The 19072-nt window shown below is 70.0% G+C and carries 19 protein-coding genes; 11 read left to right on the top strand and 8 right to left on the bottom strand.

Features of this window, described 5'->3' with window-relative positions:
• Positions 1 to 99 precede the first annotated feature (99 nt).
• Positions 100 to 954 (top strand): LysR substrate-binding domain-containing protein, encoded by an 855-nt coding sequence (locus tag AB0F62_RS36385; RefSeq protein ID WP_361809628.1) that lies wholly within the window; start codon positions 100 to 102, stop codon positions 952 to 954.
• On the opposite strand, the gene AB0F62_RS36380 is transcribed toward AB0F62_RS36385, so the two are convergent.
• Positions 932 to 1906 (bottom strand): AsnC family transcriptional regulator, encoded by a 975-nt coding sequence (locus tag AB0F62_RS36380; protein ID WP_361809626.1) that lies wholly within the window; start codon positions 1904 to 1906, stop codon positions 932 to 934. The genes AB0F62_RS36385 and AB0F62_RS36380 overlap by 23 nt on opposite strands.
• 123 nt (positions 1907 to 2029) lie before the next feature.
• On the opposite strand from AB0F62_RS36380, the gene AB0F62_RS36375 reads away from it, so the two are divergent.
• Both AB0F62_RS36375 and AB0F62_RS36370 read left to right on the top strand, forming a co-directional pair.
• Positions 2030 to 3556 carry an MFS transporter gene (locus AB0F62_RS36375; RefSeq protein WP_361809624.1) on the top strand — a complete coding sequence of 509 codons (1527 nt, stop codon included), beginning with the start codon at positions 2030 to 2032 and terminating at the stop codon, positions 3554 to 3556.
• 213 nt (positions 3557 to 3769) lie between these two features.
• Positions 3770 to 5602: an AMP-dependent synthetase/ligase gene (locus AB0F62_RS36370; protein ID WP_361809622.1), complete on the top strand. Its 1833-nt coding sequence runs from the start codon at positions 3770 to 3772 to the stop codon at positions 5600 to 5602.
• A 227-nt stretch (positions 5603 to 5829) separates the two neighbouring features.
• Here AB0F62_RS36370 and sph read toward each other — a convergent pair whose 3' ends face one another.
• Positions 5830 to 6840, bottom strand: coding sequence for a sphingomyelin phosphodiesterase (sph, locus tag AB0F62_RS36365; protein WP_361809620.1), 1011 nt, complete (start codon positions 6838 to 6840; stop codon positions 5830 to 5832).
• A gap of 101 nt (positions 6841 to 6941) precedes the next feature.
• On the opposite strand from sph, the gene AB0F62_RS36360 reads away from it, so the two are divergent.
• Both AB0F62_RS36360 and AB0F62_RS36355 read left to right on the top strand, forming a co-directional pair.
• Positions 6942 to 7691 (top strand): class I SAM-dependent methyltransferase, encoded by a 750-nt coding sequence (locus tag AB0F62_RS36360; RefSeq protein ID WP_361809618.1) that lies wholly within the window; start codon positions 6942 to 6944, stop codon positions 7689 to 7691.
• Between the two features lie 41 nt (positions 7692 to 7732).
• Positions 7733 to 8608 (top strand): helix-turn-helix transcriptional regulator, encoded by an 876-nt coding sequence (locus AB0F62_RS36355; protein WP_361809616.1) that lies wholly within the window; start codon positions 7733 to 7735, stop codon positions 8606 to 8608.
• Here the strand turns inward: AB0F62_RS36355 and AB0F62_RS36350 are convergent.
• Positions 8574 to 8957 carry a nuclear transport factor 2 family protein gene (locus AB0F62_RS36350; RefSeq protein WP_361809614.1) on the bottom strand — a complete coding sequence of 128 codons (384 nt, stop codon included), beginning with the start codon at positions 8955 to 8957 and terminating at the stop codon, positions 8574 to 8576. The genes AB0F62_RS36355 and AB0F62_RS36350 overlap by 35 nt on opposite strands.
• Positions 8958 to 9445: 488 nt before the next feature.
• Entirely contained in the window at positions 9446 to 10456 is a 1011-nt protein-coding gene (locus AB0F62_RS36345) for an RNA-binding protein (protein ID WP_361809612.1), read from the bottom strand.
• Positions 10457 to 10601: 145 nt separating this feature from the next.
• On the opposite strand from AB0F62_RS36345, the gene AB0F62_RS36340 reads away from it, so the two are divergent.
• Entirely contained in the window at positions 10602 to 10946 is a 345-nt protein-coding gene (locus AB0F62_RS36340; protein ID WP_361809610.1) for a YrhB domain-containing protein, read from the top strand.
• Between the two features lie 236 nt (positions 10947 to 11182).
• Positions 11183 to 11371, top strand: coding sequence for a hypothetical protein (locus AB0F62_RS36335; protein WP_361809608.1), 189 nt, complete (start codon positions 11183 to 11185; stop codon positions 11369 to 11371).
• A gap of 475 nt (positions 11372 to 11846) precedes the next feature.
• On the opposite strand, the gene AB0F62_RS36330 is transcribed toward AB0F62_RS36335, so the two are convergent.
• Positions 11847 to 13403, bottom strand: a complete 1557-nt coding sequence (locus AB0F62_RS36330) for an oxidoreductase (protein ID WP_361809606.1) — start codon at positions 13401 to 13403, stop codon at positions 11847 to 11849.
• 495 nt (positions 13404 to 13898) lie between these two features.
• Here AB0F62_RS36330 and AB0F62_RS36325 point away from each other — a divergent pair, with 495 nt between their 5' ends.
• Positions 13899 to 14312, top strand: coding sequence for a hypothetical protein (locus tag AB0F62_RS36325; protein ID WP_361809604.1), 414 nt, complete (start codon positions 13899 to 13901; stop codon positions 14310 to 14312).
• A gap of 314 nt (positions 14313 to 14626) precedes the next feature.
• Here AB0F62_RS36325 and AB0F62_RS36320 read toward each other — a convergent pair whose 3' ends face one another.
• Positions 14627 to 15079: a hypothetical protein gene (locus AB0F62_RS36320; RefSeq protein ID WP_361809602.1), complete on the bottom strand. Its 453-nt coding sequence runs from the start codon at positions 15077 to 15079 to the stop codon at positions 14627 to 14629.
• 403 nt (positions 15080 to 15482) lie between these two features.
• Here AB0F62_RS36320 and AB0F62_RS36315 point away from each other — a divergent pair, with 403 nt between their 5' ends.
• Both AB0F62_RS36315 and AB0F62_RS36310 read left to right on the top strand, forming a co-directional pair.
• The gene (locus AB0F62_RS36315) at positions 15483 to 15926 is read left to right on the top strand and encodes a hypothetical protein (RefSeq protein WP_361809600.1); all 444 of its coding nucleotides are present in this window, start codon (positions 15483 to 15485) and stop codon (positions 15924 to 15926) included.
• A gap of 256 nt (positions 15927 to 16182) precedes the next feature.
• Complete coding sequence (locus tag AB0F62_RS36310; protein WP_361809598.1) at positions 16183 to 16512, top strand: hypothetical protein; 330 nt, start codon at positions 16183 to 16185, stop codon at positions 16510 to 16512.
• Positions 16513 to 16977: 465 nt separating this feature from the next.
• Here the strand turns inward: AB0F62_RS36310 and AB0F62_RS36305 are convergent, their stop codons facing one another.
• Positions 16978 to 18216 carry an IS701 family transposase gene (locus AB0F62_RS36305; RefSeq protein ID WP_361809673.1) on the bottom strand — a complete coding sequence of 413 codons (1239 nt, stop codon included), beginning with the start codon at positions 18214 to 18216 and terminating at the stop codon, positions 16978 to 16980.
• Positions 18217 to 18399: 183 nt separating this feature from the next.
• Here AB0F62_RS36305 and AB0F62_RS36300 point away from each other — a divergent pair, with 183 nt between their 5' ends.
• A complete protein-coding gene (locus AB0F62_RS36300; protein WP_361809596.1) occupies positions 18400 to 18624 on the top strand; it encodes a hypothetical protein in 225 nt (74 codons plus the stop codon).
• Positions 18625 to 18673: 49 nt separating this feature from the next.
• Here AB0F62_RS36300 and AB0F62_RS36295 read toward each other — a convergent pair.
• Positions 18674 to 19072 (bottom strand): integrase core domain-containing protein (locus AB0F62_RS36295; RefSeq protein ID WP_361809594.1); only part of this gene is annotated, 399 nt, incomplete at its 5' end.

The raw sequence follows: 19072 nt of genomic DNA, 5'->3' as shown, positions 1-19072 counted from the left end.
GGGCCCTCTCCAGAGTGCCCGGTGACCGGGCGATCGTAAATGACTTTGACCGCGCTGACTGTCATCACGAATCGCGATGGGCCGCGGTAGGCTGGGGCCGTGTTCGACCCGGTACAGCTGCGGACCTTTGTCGCGGTCGCGCAGACCCTGAGCTTCACGCAGGCCGGCCACCGGCTGGGCCTGCGCCAGTCGACGGTGAGCCAGCACGTCCGCAAGCTGGAGGAGACCGCCGGGCGGCGGTTCTTCACGCGGGACACGCACAGCGTGGAGCTGACCGAGGACGGCGAGGCCATGCTCGGCTTCGCCCGGACCATCCTGGAGGCGAACGAGCGCGCGGCGGGCTGGTTCGCGGGCACCCGCCTGCGCGGCCGGCTGCGGCTGGGCGCCTCGGAGGACTTCGTCCTGACCCGGCTGCCCGAGATCCTGGAGCGCTTCCGGCGCGACCACCCCGAGGTCGACCTGGAGCTGACGGTCGAGCTGTCGGCCACCTTGCACAAGCAGCTGGCCGCCGGACGGCTGGACCTGGTGCTGGGCAAGCGCGCGGCCGGGGACACCCACGGCCGGCTGGTGTGGAGCGACCGGCTGGTGTGGATCGCCGGCGAGCGGTACCGCCCCGAGGCGCAGCGGCCCGTGCCGCTGATCCTCTACCCGGCACCCGCGATCACCCGGGCCCGGGCCCTGGACGTCATGGAGCGGCACGGCCGTGCGTGGCGCATCGCGTGCACCAGCGGCTCGCTGAGCGGGCTGATCGCCGCCGCCCGCGCGGGGCTCGGGGTGATGGCCCACGCCGAGGGGCTGATCCCGCCGGGCCTGGTGCGGGTCCCGGCCCGCGCGGGGCTGCCGGAGCTCGGCGGCGTCGACTTCGTGCTGCTGCACGGCCGCCGGCGGCCGGCGGCGCAGGAGGCGGCGGACGCTCTCGCGGCGGCGATCCTCAGCGGATCCCTTCGGTCGTGATCTGCTTGACCAGACGGAGCGACGGCACGGTCTCCACGTGCCGGACCCCGTCGAGGGCGCCGACGCACTCGCTCAGGTAGCGGTAGAGCTGCGGTGTGCTGCGGCAGATGACCACGGCGACCAGGTTGGACGACCCGGTGGTCGCGGCGACGTAGGCGGTCTCCGGATGCGCGGCCAGCGCCTGCCCGATCGAGGACAGTGCGGCGGGCGCGGCCGTGATCCAGAAGATGGCGCGGGTGGCGTGGCCGATCCACGCCGTGTCGAGCTGCACGTCGGTGTAGAGCACGCCCGAGCCGCGCAGCTGCTCCAGCCGCCGCTTGGCGGCCGACTCCGACAGGCCGGTGGCACGGTGCAGTTCGGGGTAGGAGGCGCGGCCGTCCCGGGCCAGCGCGGCCAGCAGGGCCTCGTCGGTGGCGTCGAGGACGACCGTGCCGGCCGGCGGCTCGGGCGGGGGCGGCTGCAACGCCGCCACCTCCTCGGCGGTGAGCGCGCCCCGCTTGGCGAACCAGCCCAGGGCACCGCCGTAGAAGGTGTGCAGGATGCTGTGGGCGCCGATCTCGACGATGCTCGGGGTGCGCGGCAGCCGCCCGAGAAGCAGTGCGTCGTGCTCGTCGTGGCTGCGCGGGCGGGTCACGCACATCACCTCCGTGCCGCCGGACATCAGCGAGATCCACGCGGTGTCGTCCCGCCGGGCGAGGGCCTTGGCCAGGGACTCGGCGGCCTCGGGCGTACTGCGCAGCCGCAGCGCCCAGCGGGTGCGGCCGAGCAGCTCCTGCTCGGGCAGTCCGAGCACGCGCATCCCGAAGTCGCCGTGGAGCCGTCGATAGCGGCGGGCCACGGTCTGGTCGGAGACCCCGAGGACGTCGGCGATCCGGCTGAAGGGGGCGCGCCCGTCGAGCTGCAGGGCGTGCAGCAGCCGCATGTCCAGCTCGTCGAGGGTGTGGGAATCCATCGCCTGTTCCTTTCCCATGTCGGATTCCAGCGCCTCATTGCCTGTGGCTGGAAGAAGACCTGGTGTTCTCGCGATGGTACGGAGGACACACCGCGAAACGGAAGAACCGAACGGGGAGGAACCATGCGCAAGTGGGGACCGCTGGTGGCGGTCTGCCTGGGCACCTTCATGCTGCTCGTCGACGTGACGATCGTGATCGTCGCGCTGCCGGACATCGCCGACGCCCTGGACGCGTCGCTGTCCGACCTCCAGTGGATGATCGACATCTACGCGCTGGCGCTGGCCGCCCTGCTGCTGGGCGCGGGCTCCGCGGCCGACGTGATCGGTCGGCGCAGGATGTACGTCGCGGGGACGGCGCTGTTCGCGGCGGCCTCGCTCGCCTGCGGACTCGCGCCGGGGGCCGGGGCCCTGGTGGCGATGCGCGCGGTGCAGGGCGTGGGCGCGACGGCCATGTTCGCCACGACGCTCTCGCTGCTCGGCGCGGCCTACGAGGGCCGGGACAGGTCCGTGGCGCTGGGCGTCTGGGGCGCGGTCAGCGGCGCGGCGGCGGCGCTCGGGCCGGTACTGGGCGGGCTGCTCACCCAGGCGCTGGACTGGCGCTGGATCTTCTACGTCAACCTGCCCGTGAGCGTCGCGGCGATCGCCCTGACGCTGCGCGTGGTCGGCGAGTCCCGCGGCCGGGGCGGCGCCCGGATCGACTGGCCGGGCACCGCCGCCTTCACCGCCTTCGCCGGGCTGCTCACCTTCGCCGTGATCCGCGCCGACGAGGCCGGCTGGACCTCGGCCCGTACGGTGTGCACGCTCGGCGGCGCGGCGGCCGCCCTGGTGGTCTTCGTGGTGGTGGAGCGGCGCGTGGCACATCCCATGCTGGACCTGGCGCTGTTCCGCAACCGCTCCTTCACCGCGATCATGGTGGGCGCGCTGGCGCTCAGCGGAACGGCCTTCGGCTTCCTGCCGTACACCTCGCTGTGGCTGCAGACGCTGCTCGGACTGAGCCCGGTCCGCGGCGGCCTGGTGCTGATACCCCTGGCGCTGGCGGCGTTCGCGGCCTCGGCGGTGGGCGGCCGGTTCCTGCACGGGGCGCCGTACCGGCTGGTCATCGGCGGCGGCATGGTGCTCATCGGCGCGGGCGCACTGGCCCAGGCGGTGCTGGACGCCGGATCCGGCTGGGGCACGCTGACCGCGGGCCTGGTGGTGGCGGGCCTGGGCGTCGGGCTGGTCAACCCGGCGATCGCGGGTGCCGCGCTGGCGTCGGTGCCGCCGCGGCGGGCCGGCATGGCGGGCGGCGCGGTCAACACCTTCCGGCAGCTGGGGTACGCGCTCGGCGTCGCCATGTTCGGCACGCTGCTGACCACGCGGATGGAGCACTCCCTGCGCGACTCCGGAGCCCCGGCCCCGCACGAGACCGCCCGCGCGCTCGCGGGCGGCGGCGCGCGCGAACTGCTGGCCCGGGTCCCCTACGGGCAGCGCGCGACGGCGGACCACGCGCTGCACGCCGCCTTCGCCTCGGGGCTGAACGCGGCGGCCCTGGCGGCCGGCGTCACCGGGCTGCTGGCGGGCGCGGTCGTGCTCGTCCTCGTACGGGAACAGCCGGGGCGGCAGGCCCGGGCGACGGCCCCCGAGCCCGTGGGCGCTGTAGAGCGGCGGTGATCCCCGCGGGGGGATTTGGTGCAGAGTCCGGGCGGACGTCCGTCCGCCCGGCAGCCGTCTCCCGGCGCCATGTTCCTTGCGGTAACCGGGAATCGGCTCGTCATCACGGTGTGAGCGAACCCACGCGCGCCTTCACAGGCGAATGTCACACCTCTCCCCTGCGCGCGTGGTATCGGGTACGTTCTGGACCGCCCAAGCGGTCGAGGAGCGACGTTGCGCGAGTTCACCATTCCCCCACTGGTGACGGCACCCCAGGTCGGAGGTCTGGCGGACGCCGTGTTCGCCAATGCCGACGAAGAGCCGGACCGGATCGTGCTCAGTCGCCGCAGCAAAGAGGACGACACGCTCTGGGAGGACGTCACCGCCGCGCAGTTCCGCGACGAGGTCGTCGCGGTGGCGAAGGGCCTGCTCACCCAGGGCGTCCGCTTCGGTGACCGGGTCGGCCTGATGTCCCGTACCCGGTACGAGTGGACCGTGCTGGACTACGCGCTGTGGACCATCGGCGCCCAGCCTGTCCCCATCTACCCCACCTCGTCCTCCGACCAGGTCCGCTGGATGCTGCACGACTCCGAGGCGGTCGCCTGCGTGGTCGAGCACGAGGACCACGCGATGACGGTCGGCGCGGTCGTCGACGAGCTCCCGCACCTGACCCGGTTGTGGCAGCTGGACTCCGACGCGCTGTCCGAACTGGCCCGTCTCGGTACCGGAGTCGACGACGACCTGATGCACCGGTACCGCGAGGCGGTGACCCCGGACGCCACGGCGACGATCATCTACACCTCGGGCACCACCGGCCGCCCCAAGGGGTGCGTGATCACACACGGCAACTTCATGGCCGAGGCCGACAACGTCGTCGCGCGGTACGAGCCGGTCTTCCACAGCAAGCGCGGCGACGAGGCCTCGACCCTGCTCTTCCTGCCGCTCGCCCATGTCTTCGGACGCATGGTGGAGGTCGCCGCCGTCCGCGCCAAGGTCCGGCTCGGCCATCAGCCGAACCTGGCCGCGGCCGAACTGCTGCCCGCGATGGCGTCCTTCAAGCCGACCTTCGTGCTCGCCGTCCCGTACGTCTTCGAGAAGGTCTTCCAGGGCGCCCGCCGCAAGGCCGAGGCGGGAGGCAGACTCGGGCCCTTCGAGAAGGCCGTGGAAGTGGCGGTGCGGCACGCCGAGGCCATGGAGGCCCGGGCCTTCGGCACCGGCCCCGGCCCCGGCGCCTCCCTGCGGATGCAGCACCAGCTGTACGAGAAGCTGGTCTACGGCAAGGTGCGCGCCGCCCTCGGCGGCAAGGTCAAGCACGCGTTCTCCGGCGGTTCCGCGATGGACCGGCAGCTGGGGCTCTTCTTCGACGGCGCGGGCGTGCGGATCTTCGAGGGGTACGGGCTCACCGAGACCACGGCCGCCGCGGTCGCCAACCCGCCCGAGCAGACACGTTTCGGCACGGTGGGCGTGCCCATCCCGGGCACCACGGTGCACATCGCCGACGACGGCGAGATCTGGGTGTACGGCGGCCAGGTGTTCAGCGAGTACCTCAACAACCCCAAGGCCACGGCGGAGGTGCTGCACGACGGCTGGCTGGCCACCGGCGACCTCGGCGCGCTCGACGAGGACGGCTACCTCACGATCACCGGGCGGAAGAAGGAGATCCTGGTGACCAGCGGCGGCAAGTCCGTCTCGCCGGTGGTGCTGGAGGACCGGGTGCGCTCCCACCCGCTGGTCTCGCAGTGCGTCGTGGTCGGCAACGACCGGCCCTTCATCGGGGCGCTGATCACCCTGGACCCCGAGGGCATCGGGCACTGGCTGACGATGCGGGGCAAGCCCCAGCTGCCGGTCGCCAAGTTGATCCACGACGCCGACCTGGAGACGGAGATCCGGCGGGCGGTCGTGGCCGCCAACACGCTCGTCTCCCAGGCCGAGTCGATCCGGACCTTCCGCATCCTGGCCGGGCAGTTCTCGGAGGAGGGCGGGCTGCTCACGCCTTCGCTCAAACTGAAGCGACGGGCGATAGAGAAGGCGTACACCCGTGAGATCGAGGCCCTCTACCACGCCTGAGGCGGGCCCGCGGGATGCCCTGGGCAACGGCGTCATCCTACCCCGTCCGGCTTCGGCGTCCGGCGGGTCCCGGACGGCGAGGCGGTCACCGCCGTCGGCACGGCCCGCGTCGACGCGCTCGGCAGCGGCGGGCGCCTCGGTCCGGCCCGGACCGGCCGCCCGCAACCGGGACTCCGGCACCGCGCGGCGGCGGCCCGCCCTCCGGGGCGGCCCGCCGCCGGGCGTGGTCAGACGTCGCCGGCGACCACCGGGTAGTGGTCCGAGTAGTCGTCGAAGGTGTAGGTCGTGCCCCAGCTGGTGACCGACCACCGCGGGGAGTGTTCGTCGACGACGCGGTTGTTCCAGCGGGCCGGGCGGGCGTGGCCCTTGCGGAGGAGGGCGTAGTCCAGCCGCTGCGCCGGATCGTCCGGGTAGCGGTCGCGGGCCACGGAGTTGGTGGCCGGGTCGAAGCTGGCGGCCGGGCCGGGGTCGGCGTCGGGTGCCGCGGCGTCGAGGTCGGCGAGCATGCGGGCGTGCTCGGCGCCGGAGGCGTCCGCGTTGAGGTCGCCCGCGATGATCACCGGCTCGGCGGCGGGGATCGCCCGGGCGTCGAGGAAGGCGTCGATCTCCCGGTTCTGGGCGGAGCGGACGTCCGCGGCCTCGCCGCTGCCACAGGCCGAGTCGTCGGCCTGGGTGTGGGTGCCGACGATGTGGACCCGGGTTCCGTTCACGTCCAGGACGACGTACACGAAGCCCTTGTTGGAGAACCAGTCCGCGCCGCAGGCGTCGCCGTACACGTGCTGGACCTTCTCCAGGATCGGCCACTTGCTGAGGATCGTCACGCCGCCGTCCTCGGGCGTGAGGGAGCTGTAGGCGCCCTCGGTACGGTCCCAGCCGCTCTTGGAGCGGCCGAGCACCGGCGTCTGGTGCGGATAGCGGCCCCTGAGGTTCGCCTGGAGCCGGTCGGAGGCCCCGTTGTCGAACGCCTCCTGGAAGACGAGGACATCGGCGCCCTGCGCGTAGCCGGAGGCGGCCACCAGGTCGGCGCGGTGGAGCTGGCCCCAATTGGGGTAGAGGCTGCGCGGCAGCATCATCACATTGCTGGTGACCAGCCGCAGTGGGGGGACCGCGGCGGTGCCGGCCGCGGTCGCCGTGGCGGCTCCGGTTCCGGCGGCGGCGGCTCCGGTTCCGGCGGCGGTGGCGGACGACGCGAGGAGCAGGACGAAGGCGCAAGCGGCGGCGGCTCTTCCGTGTCTCACGGGCTCTCCTGAGGGTCGGGCGGGGCTCGTTCGCGGAAACAGCGTGAGACTAGGGGCAGTTGGTTACCTGCGGGTAGATGGCAGGCGGCTAGCCTACGAGCGTGCTGGACTACGAGAAGCAGGCCGGAATCTACGACGCGACCCGCGGCGGCGTCCCCCGCGCCGAGGCAGCGGCCGCCGCCGTGCTCGGCCTGATCCCCGAGAAGGCCCGCACCGTCCTCGACATCGGGTGCGGCACCGGGCTGGTGACGGCCCGCTGCACGCGCCCCGGACTGCGCGTGCTCGGCGTCGACGCCGCCCTGGCCATGGCCCGGCTCGCGGCCGGCCGCGTGGGGCCGGGGATCGTCCTGGGCGACGCGCGCCGGCTGCCGTTCGCGACCGCCTCACTGGACGCGGTCTCGGCGGTCTGGGTGCTCCATCTGCTGCCCGCCGCACCCGCGGTGATAGCCGAGTGCGCACGGGTGCTGCGGCCCGGCGGGGTACTGGTCACCACGGTCGACAAGGACGCGGGGCACGACGTCGGCAGCGACGTCGACGCGCTCCTCGCGCCGTACCGCACGAAGCCCGCGCACGACGCCGAGGAGCAGGTGGTGCGGCAGGCCGCCGCCCACGGTCTGCGCCCGGCGGGCACGGCCCGCTTCACCGGCCACGGCCAGGGCCGTACCCCGCGCGATCTGGCCTCCCGCGTCGCGTCCGGCGACTTCGCCTCCGCGCTCGCCCTCGGCGAGGGTGACGCGGCGGCGCTCGCCGGGCGGCTGGTGGCGCTGCCCGAGCCGGACACCGCCCGCCCCGACCCGGTCTACCGGCTGCTCTCCCTCGTCAAGGACTCCCCGGCCGCGACGGCTCGTTGAGCGGTTCACCCGGGCCGACGCCCCTGGGTTACGGTCGGGGCATGACGACGACCACGGCGGGTGTGGGGACGCTGCTGCGCGGCTGGCGCGAACGGCGGCGGATCAGTCAGCTCGAACTCGCCCTGCGGGCGGACAGTTCGGCGCGGCACATCAGCTTCATCGAGACGGGCCGCTCCCGTCCCAGCCAGGCCATGGTCCTGCGGCTCGCCGAGCACCTCGACGTCCCCGTCCGTGAACGCAACGCCCTGCTCATCGCCGCCGGGTACGCCCCCGCCTACCCGGAGACACCGCTGCGCGACCCGGCGATGCACCCCCTGCGCGACAGCCTCGACCGCCTCCTGACGGCGTACGAGCCGTTCCCGGCGCTGATCCTGGACGGCATGTACGACGTCGTCGCCGCGAACCGGGGCGTGGGCGTCCTGCTCGAAGGCGTCGCCCCGCATCTGCTGCGGCCGCCGCTGAACGCCATGCGCGTCACGCTGCACCCCGAGGGCATGGCCCCGCGCATCCGCAACGTGCGCCAGTGGCGCGATCACCTGCTGGAACGCATCGAGCGGCAGATCACGATGAGCGGCCACGAGCCGCTGCGCGCCCTGTACGAGGAGCTGACGGCGTACCCCGTCCCGGCGGGCCGTGACGAGGACGCCTCCGCCTCCGCCTCCGCCTCCGCCTCCGGCTCCGCTGCTTCCGCCGCCGACGCCGACGCCAACGCCGAGGTCTTCCCGTTCGCGCTGCCGATGCGCATCGAACACGGCGGCCGGGTGCTGTCCTTCATCTCCACGGCCACCACGTTCAACACCCCCATGGACGTCACGGTCTCCGAGCTGGCGATCGAGGCCTTCCTGCCGGCCGACCCGGAGACCGCCGCCGCCCTTCAGTCCCTCACGCCGCGGGCAGCCGGTCCAGGAACCCGCTGACCGACCGGATCCGACCGTCCGCCGCCAGCGTGATCACGTCGGAGCCGGCGATCGGCGCCGTCCCGGGCTCCGTGCCGGCCGGCCCCAGCTCCCAGGCGAAGCGGGCCACGTCGTGGTGCCCCTCGACGTCGCCCACCGGTGTGAACACGAATCCGGGGAACCGCTCCCCCACCCCGCCGATCAGCGCCCCGATCTCCGCGTGCCCACCCGCCCGCGCCAGGGGGTCGGTGTACGTGCCGTCCTCCGTCCACGCGGCGGCCACGGCCTTCGCCCTCGCCTCCGCGTCGGTGGCGCTGTTCCACGCCTCGAAGTAGCGGGCGACGGCGGCCTCGTACCGGTTCTGCGTCATCACGGTCCTCCTCGTTCCGATGGTCTGGCCCGGGCGGACGGAGCGGAGTGCGCCGCCCCGTCCGCCCGGTACGACCACCCTGCCGGGGGCGTCGCGGGGCGTCGATTACGTCCGGGGTAATGGTGGAGCGGCGCGTCTCATGCCTTCCAGCGCAGGTCAGCGAGCGCTACCGCCCCGGCTGGGCAGGGGTGGGGGGCGGTGGCGGGCTGGTGCATATGGCGGTTGGATGAGGGCGTGTCGAAGCGCGATGACTACGAAAGAGCCAGCACCAGACTGACCGCATGGGGCTGCCTTGCCGGGTTGGCCCTGACTCTGGCCATTCCGGTGGGCCTCTTTGTGGCAGTCATGTTTTTCGGAATGCCGACTCCGTAGGCATCGGGCGCCACCGACTTCGGGCTGCTGGGCCGCGGCGCGGATGGCGGATGGAGCGGCCCGGTGGCAGATGCGCGGGGGTTATCCGTTAGCTGAGCTAGGACTCTGACCAGCGCTCACCGCTTGGAGTGGCGGAGGGCCCAGTCGCGGTCGCTCGGCGTCGGCTCCGTTCGCCACCGAGCCCTCAGAACTCCGTCGTTGTCGGGCATGACAGCTGTGAACAGAGGAAGACTTTCACCCGCGTTTGCGGACAGTAGTGCGGCGGCGCGGGCGTTGCGCATATGGGCGGTGAGCTCCGGGAAAGCGGTCTCGTCGGCGATGGCGCTGTGGATGCGGCCGTCGTTGTCGTGCCAGACGCCTTCGACGAGACCTTCTGCGGGGAGGGCTTCCAGGACGGCGTCGATGTCGGAGGACAAGGGCGGCCAGACGGCGAGACGGGCCCGGGGAGCCAGACCAACGCGAACGCGGTCGACGGTGTCGCTCGTGAGGTGGTGCCATCGTGAGGCGCCTTCGAGATACGTCTCTTCCAGGATTCCGGCGCTGCCGTTGCCAACTGCCCTGTGCAGGTCGGCCCAGAAGTCGTCATCGCCGGGTCGCTGGGTGACCTGCTCTGCCTCTTCGGCCTCGAAGACGTATGGGGAGGCGTCCAGGCGTTCTGGGAACAGTCCGAGCTCCCGGGTGTGGGCCACCGCTGCCTCGCAAGGCCGACTGCTGCTGATGTACAGGTATTGGTCCCACCCCACATGGACCGCGAACGTGCCTTCGGCCTCCAGCCGGCACCAGGCACCGTTGTCGCGCAACATGGCGCGTACCAACCGCAGCCCGACTTCGAGCGATACTTCTGCCCCGTCGTAGAAGCCGACAGCGCCAACTGGGAAGAGCCCGTCCAGCCCAAAGCCGTCCACCGAAGGCTCCACACCGAAGTGCGCGATAGACGGGACCTGTGGTTCACGTACGGCCAGGTGATCGACGCCGGTGTCCCCGGCGAAGGCCGCGACCGCCTGAAGGTAAGACGCCTCGACCTGGCCGTGGTCGCTGACGGTGTCCTCATTGCCGGTGTAATGCCCGTGTGCGTCACGGTCGGCGGGGTCGTACTTGGTGACGCGGTAGACATAGGGGAGCTGCACGTTGCCATCTTCCCCCACGGCCGCCGTGCCCCTGGCGTGCCCGATCAAAAGGGAAACCGGAGGGAATCACGGTCCCACCAGCGCCTTCGCTGGCTTGGTGCGGAGAGTCCGAGCCGCGTTGCATGGCCATCCGTAGAATCGCGCAATGATCAACGTCGAGCGAGCCAGAGATATCGCTGACGCCTACCTCGCCCAGCTAGAAGCCGACCCGCCGGCAGAGGGCGTCAGCGCTGTGATCATCCGGGTGCAGGAGCACCGTTTCGGGTGGGAGTTCTGGTACCAGAGCTCTCAGTACGCACAGACGGGTAATTCGCGCGACATGTGGATCGGGACGGGTCCCGTCGTCGTGGACCGCCGCGACGGTCGATTGCAGGAGCTCGGTGGCCGGCAGTTCGGCGACACGGTTGCCCAGTATCAGCGGTTGTACGACCAGGAAACGTCAACTTCCACCCCAAGCGGGAAGAACGCAGGTTCAGAAGATCGCGCGTAGATTCCAGGCGTCAAGACCGAGACCCTGAGCCGTGCCAAATCAGTGCCAGAACGGGCGGGGCCTCGCGGGTCATCGCGGTAACCAGAGGGATGTGCCGCCCAAGTCCACTCAAGGTGGGAACCCACAGGTCACGGCTACGATCCCCCAACCCCACTCCAAAAGAGGTGATCACGGGCCTTGATGCAGTGCACCATGGAGCCATGCGACTCTCCGGCAGCCCAGCGACGGCACCCAGGATGGTGCTGCTCAACGCGGTGAGGTTTGAACCGGATTGGGCCTTCCGCCTCAACCGTCCTCTGTTTCTCATGCCGGGGGATCGGGTGTCCATGGCCGAAGGTGTTCTTCTCGTGCAGCGGCTCAGCGGCCAGGAGGAGTACCCGGCTGCTGACCTGGCTCCGTGGTGCTGGCGTTGGCGGCTCGTCTGACGGCCGTGTCCGTTGCGTGCCCGTTCCGGCGGGACATTACGGGAACTCACGGGGAACAGCGGCGCCAACCTCGCTCCGGACCACGTCAGCGAGTCGCCGGGTCAGCCGTCATTCGCATACGACGTCGTCCAAACTGGTGCTCCACGACCGCCGCCAGCGACAGCAGCGGGTGATCCCGGGGAGCCGATGGTGGCCGCAAGGGCTGGGGCTAACGGCCGGAGCGATCCGGTTCGGAGTCCGCGCGCTGAGCGGTGGTCGGCCGCTGCTGCGGTTGGGTCTCGAAGTAGGCGCGGTCTGCTTCCTTGTTGCACTCGGCGGATTTATGGTCGACCGAGTCCGCGCTACCAGGAACGACGGCGGGACATCTGTCGGTGATGTCAGCGACCGCGAGTAGCGGGCCCGGCGCGCCGCACGAGTGTCGGCGCCAAAGACTTCGCATCATCAGCTGCAGGCGCCTGAACTCAGCCGCCGACCGCTAATTTCTCTGCAGGGTGCGGGTCACACCCGCGATGACGGCGGTCGTCAGCACCCAGCCGAAGGCGATCAGCAGGTAGGCCAGCCACTGGAGGCTGTGGTTCGGCCAGTACCAGGCCGTGCGCTGACCCAGACCACCGATGGGGATCAGGAGGTCGAGCGTGTAGACGAGGGGCTGGAACGCGGCCCCTTCGCCTCGTTGGACCGGAGTGGGGGCGTGCGCGCTGAAGGACAGCGTGCCCAGCAGGGTCAGTAGGAGGAGCCAGACGCCGGCCAGCCAGGAGCGATAGCCATAGCCGACGGTCACGTCGAGCACGTGCCCCCACGCACGCGCGGCCGGGGGCAGAGTTCGGCGCCGGTGCCGTTGTCTGGCCAGGAGGACGCGGCGAGCGTCGTCGTCGTGGCCGGCCTTCCGGTACCAGCTCGCCAACTGCTCATAGGGCTGGGGGCTGTAGCCCGGGCTGCGTCGTATCCACGCCACGCGGCGGGCCACGGAGTCCCGCCGCCCCACTGCCTCCCGCCGCTCGCCTGCCTCGTCCACCTTGATGGAGCCGTAGACAAAACCGTCCAGCTCGACCGCATCCGGCCAGCTATGCGCGCTGTCGTGGAGGTAGGACACCTGCGCGCCCCGCAGGTCCACGGGGCCTGACGGTGACCGGGCGAGGGTGAAGTCGAAGTCGACGGCCTGCATCAGCAGGGCGACCAGCGACGGGCCGTGACCGTCGGGTGGCCCGTTCAGGACGGCTGCTTCAAAGCTCAGGTTGCCCGAGATACGGGCACCCCGCAGTCGTACGGTCCCGTTCGCGGTGAACCCGTCGGAGAAGTCGAGCGTCGAGGCCACGGCGTTGTCCAGGGCGAGTACCACCCCGCGCTGGCCGGGGCGTTCCAGCAGTGCGCCCCGCATGTGCAGTCCGCCTGGCAACTGTGCCCCCATGAGGCGAACTTCACCGCGCGCGATGAATCCGTCCACGCAGTAGACACCGCCCTCAGCGACCAGTCCGCCAGCGGACACCGCCCATTCTCCAGGTGCGGTGATCTCGGCGCCGTTGAGGTTCACGGCGCCGCGCACCTGGGCGTTGATGAGCGACAAGGCGGCGACCTTGCGGTGGAAGGGCGAGGCAGAACCGCTTTCCAGGCGCGAGCGCCGCAGATCGAGGCGTCCCTCCACACGGATCAAGCCGGCTTCCACGCCCGGCACCCGGCTGCCCACGATCGCAATTGACTGAGCCGACGCTCCGGAGAGGTCCACGCCCTCCTCGAACCAGCAGTCCTCAAGCCAGAAGGCGTAAGCGATCTGCGCGTCAGCCAAGCAGAGGTGCCCAGTTACCCGCGCCCCGATCAGCTTCAAGCTTGGGACTGCGCCCGACTGCGCGGTGTTCGCACCCTGGAGGAGCGCCATGATCACGGTGGCCCGAACCGTCCGCCCAGGGCCCCACCGCCCACCCTCGGCGACACGGTCGTCCTCAAGCACACCCGTGCGCAGATCCACGCGGCGACCCTCGGGGAACGCATCCCACAGCTCACGCTCTGATGAAGTCAACTCGCCGTATGAGAGCACTCATGCAGAGTAGTGATCTCCCTTCGTGCTCGCCTCGCCATGCCGCGCAAGGACCCGAGGCAGCTCATTCTGTGAGGAGTTCCAAGCGCCGGCTCGGCCGCGGCTGACGTCACCCGATTGGCAAGTCCGGCCCCGTCGACGCCTACGCCGCCGCAACCGCTGTCCTGTCCGGCCGCGCCGGCGGAACACCGAAAACCCGCGACGGCATCGTGGAGGCCATCCGCACCCTGCGGGTGGTCCGGCGCTCGGCCATCAAGGCCCGCACCCAGACCATCAACCAGATCCGGACCCTGATCGTCAACGCACCGGGCGAGATCCGCCAGCAGCTGGGAGAACTGCCCACCGCGGCGCGGCAGGCAGGAGCCAGCCCGATTCGCGACCAGCGTAAGGCCCCCTGGCCATGCTCGACCCCAGCCCCGGCAGGCCACCGGCCAAAGATCGCGCCAACGCCCTGCACGGTGTGCCCACGAATTCAGTGCCTGGCATCATCTCGGCATGACCCCAACCCTTCCCCGGACCATCCGAGCCGTCGACACCGACCGGCTCCTCGCCCTGGAACAGGAGGCCGCTTCACTTGGCTTCAGTCAACGGCTGCCCGTCGACTGGCTCCAAGAACACCTCGCCGCAGAGGCGACGCACTACCTGCTCCCTACGCTTGTGCATCAGCTCAGACACCGTCCCGATGTGTCGCCACAGTGGAGGTGTCAGCTGCTGCTGACCGTCAGTACTGGCGAACAGATTTGGGGTCTGCTCGACGTTCTTCCGGATACCTTCGACAAGCTAACCGAGAGCTTGGGGGAAGCCTCCAAGAAGGACATCGTCAACCGCATAGAGCGAGCCGTGACCCAGCGTGAATGGGCAGAACGACTGACAGACGATGCCGCTCCTAAACAGACGCCACGAGACTGAGCCGCGGGTCCGACGACAGGGCGACACCTCAAGCCGGCCACGTCTACCTGCCCGGCAGGTCTGGGCGACCGCTACGCCCGAATCGAGAGGGTCACCACCGCGAAGCCCGTGCCACTCTCGTGCCAGAACGGGCGGGGAGTCAGGGGGAATCGCGGTGCGCAGGGGGACACGCCGCCCACTCCGTCCAAGGCGGGGAATCCACAGGTCAGGCCGGTGATCGCCCCACCTCGCTCCTAAAGCGGGTGTCGGGGGAATCCTGCCGAGGGATACCGCGAAGGGCCGGCAGAGGCAAGCAAGGCGGGCAGCACACGGCGTTAGAGGGCTGGCAGGGCCTCCCCGCGGCGGGGTGCGCGGCGCTGGTCCAGCCAGAAGGTGTAGCCGCGCAAATACGCCTGCAGTCCGTCGTCGATGTAGGCGACGAAGTCCAGGTGGCCTCGGGCGGCGTCGTGATAGTGCCCCTGGAATTGGGCGGACCCGTTGCTGCCCCAGCCGGGGTGGGTGCTGGCGCCCCAGTCGGCCGCGATGGCCAGCGCCCACTCGCGAACGCGGCCTCGGTCGCGCCACCATGCACGGACGGTGTCAGGGGTCCAGTGGTCGTCGCCGTCCCAGCCGTAACCGCTGTACAACTCCAGGCAGGCAGCCGAGACCACGGCCTTGGTCTCCACTTCGCTCACGGGCTGGCGGTAGAGGAACTCCGTACCGAAGCCGCCTCCGTAGTCGTCGTCGTAGGCAATATGATGCGGCGCATCCAGTCGGCCGGTGGCCATGGAGTCGGTGGCCGCACCGTAGAACGGGCCTGGAACGTTGCGCCAATTCCGTCCCGCCCAGACGCCTGAGAAGACTTCCCTCGTCGGTTCCGCGGTGATGACGAGCTGCCGTGCCGTAGGCAGCGGATCCCAGTAACCATGCAAGACAATCCCTCCTCAATCGAAAGCACCCAGACGAGGTCATCTCCCCCCGGTGGACATGATCCGGCTGAGCTGCCGTGCTGTACAGCACGGAAGTACAGCAACCGCCGCGCCCGTCATCGACCCTCCGTATACCTAGGACACCGGGTGAGCGGCGGCCCGACAGACCTCAGCGACCGTCGTGCCCTTAGTTCACATCGAGGGGCGCGTGCAAGCACGCGACGACGTGGCGGTGTCAGTCCCGCCGTACACAATGCCGTCCATGAGCACTCGCTATGAAGTCGTCTTCTCCTGCTACTTGCGCGACGACACCCCTGAACGGGTCATGGCCGCCTTGCGATGGCACTTGGGCATGAACGCAGACTTTCCCGAAGGCCTCGACGACCAAGACGGACAGCTGTACCCCCTGCTGGTCGCCGACAGCTACGCCAACCGCCGTGTGCCCGGTGGTGACGCCGTGTCCCTGCACCGCGAGGTGCAAGAGTTCACGAGCCATGGAGAGCTGCATGAATGGGAACTTTTCGCACGCAATCACTGGGTCGACGACTCGATGCTCTACCTTCGGAACCTGTTGGACCTGCTCGCCCCGCACATCGCGCGGCCTGGCTACGGGGGCCACTTCCGCGACATCCACGACACCAACGTGACAATCTTCGACTTCCGCAACGGAACGTACGAGCCCATCAAGATTTGGGGCGTCGACTAGCTGCGACAGGGCGGTGAGGGGTTTCGCGCGCGTGCCTCATCGGACGCGAGACAGTGGGGAACCACGGGGACGGCCGCTTTGATGCGAAGAACAGTCGTGCCATATCCGTGCCACAACGAGCGGGGTCCCACGGGGAACAAAGGTGCGCAAGGTAGGTGCTGCCGGACTCCGCCCAGGCCATGGAACCCCAGGTCAGGGCTAGGACGCCCCACCTCGCTCCCAAAGTGGTGGCCCGCTTCCGTATCATCGTCAAACCATGCTGTCTGAAGATGATGCCCGCCGCCTCGTACTGGCCGAGATCGAAAACTCTCGCGGCGATGTCGACTGCGAGCTGGGAATCCTTCGCGTCCAGGCAGTGTCGTTCGGTTGGGTGGTCTACTGGAGCGCCGTCAGTCCATTGTCGAACGGTCAGCCCACTCGTCTGGGAGGCAATGGACCATTCCTCGTGGACCGCGAGAACGAGCGGCTGATCACAGCTACCCGGCCCATCCACCAACAGATCGCCGATTACGAGCGTCGTTTGCGACGCGAGGCGCACGCTCAGAACGCGGCAGCGAAGCGGGCCGCCCGCGGTGAAGGTGCCTGAACCACCGAGCGCACGCTCGTGCTCGACCCGTGCCCGACAGGTCGGTAAACCGCGGTCAACGGCGGGTGCCGGGGTGAGCTCAATGGCTCGCCCCAGCTGCCGCTGACACGGGTCAGAGCGTGACTTGTGCCGCGAGTAGCGGTGATTCCCAAGCTCAGAGCGCCTGCGGTAGCCTGCCTCCTCACGACAACGCAAGAAGGAATCTTGGCAGGGTCCATCGAACCCGATCTGAAAGCCGCCCTCGTAGAGTTGCGAAGGGTAAAGCGGCTGAGGCCAGCCGAAGGCGACGGCGACGCATACGCCCAGTGGCGAGAGCAGATAGCTGCAGCGTTGGAGTCGCTGGCCAGCGTCCTACCCTTTGAAGCTGATCGGCGTGGGGCCATCGCTGAAGCAGCGGCAGCCCGCCAGCAGGCCGCCGACATCCGAGGCCGCCCTTCACTCTAGTACGGCAGTTGTAGATCGTGATCATGGTTGAGCTGCTGCTTGTCGCAGGTAGTGGCTGTCGCGGACGCGAGTTTGGTGGTGTCGTCGCCAGTGGGACCATCGGAGGCGGTGTGCTGCAGCGTGCGCGGGCCGCACAATCAGAGTGTTGAACAGGTGCGCGATCTCGCTACTGGTCAACGGGATCAGCCCGTCTGGTGCGGGCCGGTGAGTGCGTTCGTCTGCGGTGACGACGGCGAGGAAGGCGTGCGCGAGCATCGCGAGGGTGACCCAGCGGTGCCAGGACGTCCACCGGCGGACCTGGTGCTCGTCCAATCCGGTCAGTCCTTTTCCCGTCTGGAAGGTCTTCTCGACTGTCCACCTGCGCCCGGCTACCCGTACGAGCGTGGACAGTGGAACGGCGATGGGCGAATAGCTGCGGTAGAAGGCGAGTTCGCGTGTGCGGCGGTTTCGGCGGACCAGGAGCTCGTGGTGTCCGGGGCGGTCGTCGGCGATATGGACCACGGCCCAGTCGTAGAAACGGTGGCCCTTCGCCCCGATCCCGGCCGAGAGCTTCTGCCAGGCCCGCTTAGGCATCTCGTTGACCAGCGCGGCCGCCCGCAGTCGTCCTCCCCTCGTGGCAATCTGGTGGTCGCAGGCGACCGCGAGGACGTAGCCGATCTCGCGCTGTTCCAGCGCGGTGCGAAGGGTCGGATTGCCGCCGTAGACCTCGTCGCCTGCCACCCATCGCGCCGCGACGCCGGAGTCCAGGGCACGGGCGATCATCTGTGCGGCCAGAGCGGGCTTGGTGGCGAAGCCGACAGCGGCGGGTATGCCGGCCGACGCGCACCGCTGACGGTCCTCGGTCCAGGAACGCGGGACGTACAACTCCCGGTCGATGGCGGCGTGTCCGGCCTGCGCAGAGTAGACGAGGTAGACCGCGACCTGCGCGTTTTCGATCCGGCCCGCCGTACCGGTGTACTGGCGCTGGACGCCGACCGTCGTGGCGCCCTTCTTCAGGTCACCGGTCTCGTCGACGACAAGGACCGCATCCTCGTCGCGCAGGTGGTCCACCACATAGGCGCGGATGTCGTCGCGGACAGCGTCCGCGTCCCACTTGGCACGGCCCAGTAGGTGCTGCATCCCGTGCGGGGTGGGGTCGCCGGCCTGCTCGGCGATCGTCCAGCAGTTCTTGCGCGGCAGGTCCGACAGCAGCCCCAGCACAAGCGAGCGGGCCCGGCGGCGGGGTTCCACCCGGGCGAACCGACCTGCGACGCGACCCATCAGGCCCTCGAACATCGCCTGCCATCGTTCAACGTCTACGCTGCGACCCGCGGCCACTGCTTGATCCTTCGTTGTCTTCACAAACCACGATGATCTTCGGTGGCCGCACTGTTGCCCAGGCGAGCAAGATCACGACTCACGGCCCTGGACCTACTGGACTCCGCCCGAGGATGGATAGCCCTGATGAGTCGCTACGAGTTGAACGAGCGCGAAGCCTTCGTCGCCATGTCGCGGTTCGTGTGGCAGTTCGCGAACCGCGCCGGGGACGACCTTCTCACGCTCCTGGGCGACATCGGCATCGAGGCAGACGGCGGGACGACGGACCCCGCCGCCTGGGAGGACTGGATGAGGTGCGTTCGTTCGGTCGTCGACGGCGCAGAGAACCCGGCAGGCGGGTCGGCGGGATAGAGACCCGCAGGGCCACTCATAGACAAGATCACGATCTACAGCTGCCGTACTAGGTGTATTGCCCGGTGAGGTTGGGGACGCGGCTGGCGGGTGGCTTGCCTGCGAGCGCGGTGTGTCCGCGGTGGTGATTGTAGGTGTGCAGCCAGGCGGGGAACGCCTCACGCCGTTCGGTCTCTGAGCGGTAGGGCTGTGCGTAGGCCCACTCGTCGAGCAGAGTGCGGTTGAAGCGTTCGACCTTGCCGTTGGTCTGAGGCCGGTAGGGCCGGGTTCGCTTGTGGGCGATCCCGGCCGCTGCCAGGGCATCGCGCCAGGCGCGGGAGCGGTAGCAGGATCCGTTGTCGGTCAGGACCCGTTCCACGGTGACACCGGCAGCGGTGAAGAACGCCTGGGCGCGGGCCCAGAACGCGGTGGCGGTCTCCTTCTTCTCGTCGGTGAGGATCTCGCTGTA

Origin of the sequence: Streptomyces sp. NPDC026673 (genome assembly GCF_040638135.1) — a bacterium.
Classification (GTDB): domain Bacteria; phylum Actinomycetota; class Actinomycetes; order Streptomycetales; family Streptomycetaceae; genus Actinacidiphila.
This window is presented reverse-complemented; position numbering and strand designations above follow the sequence as displayed.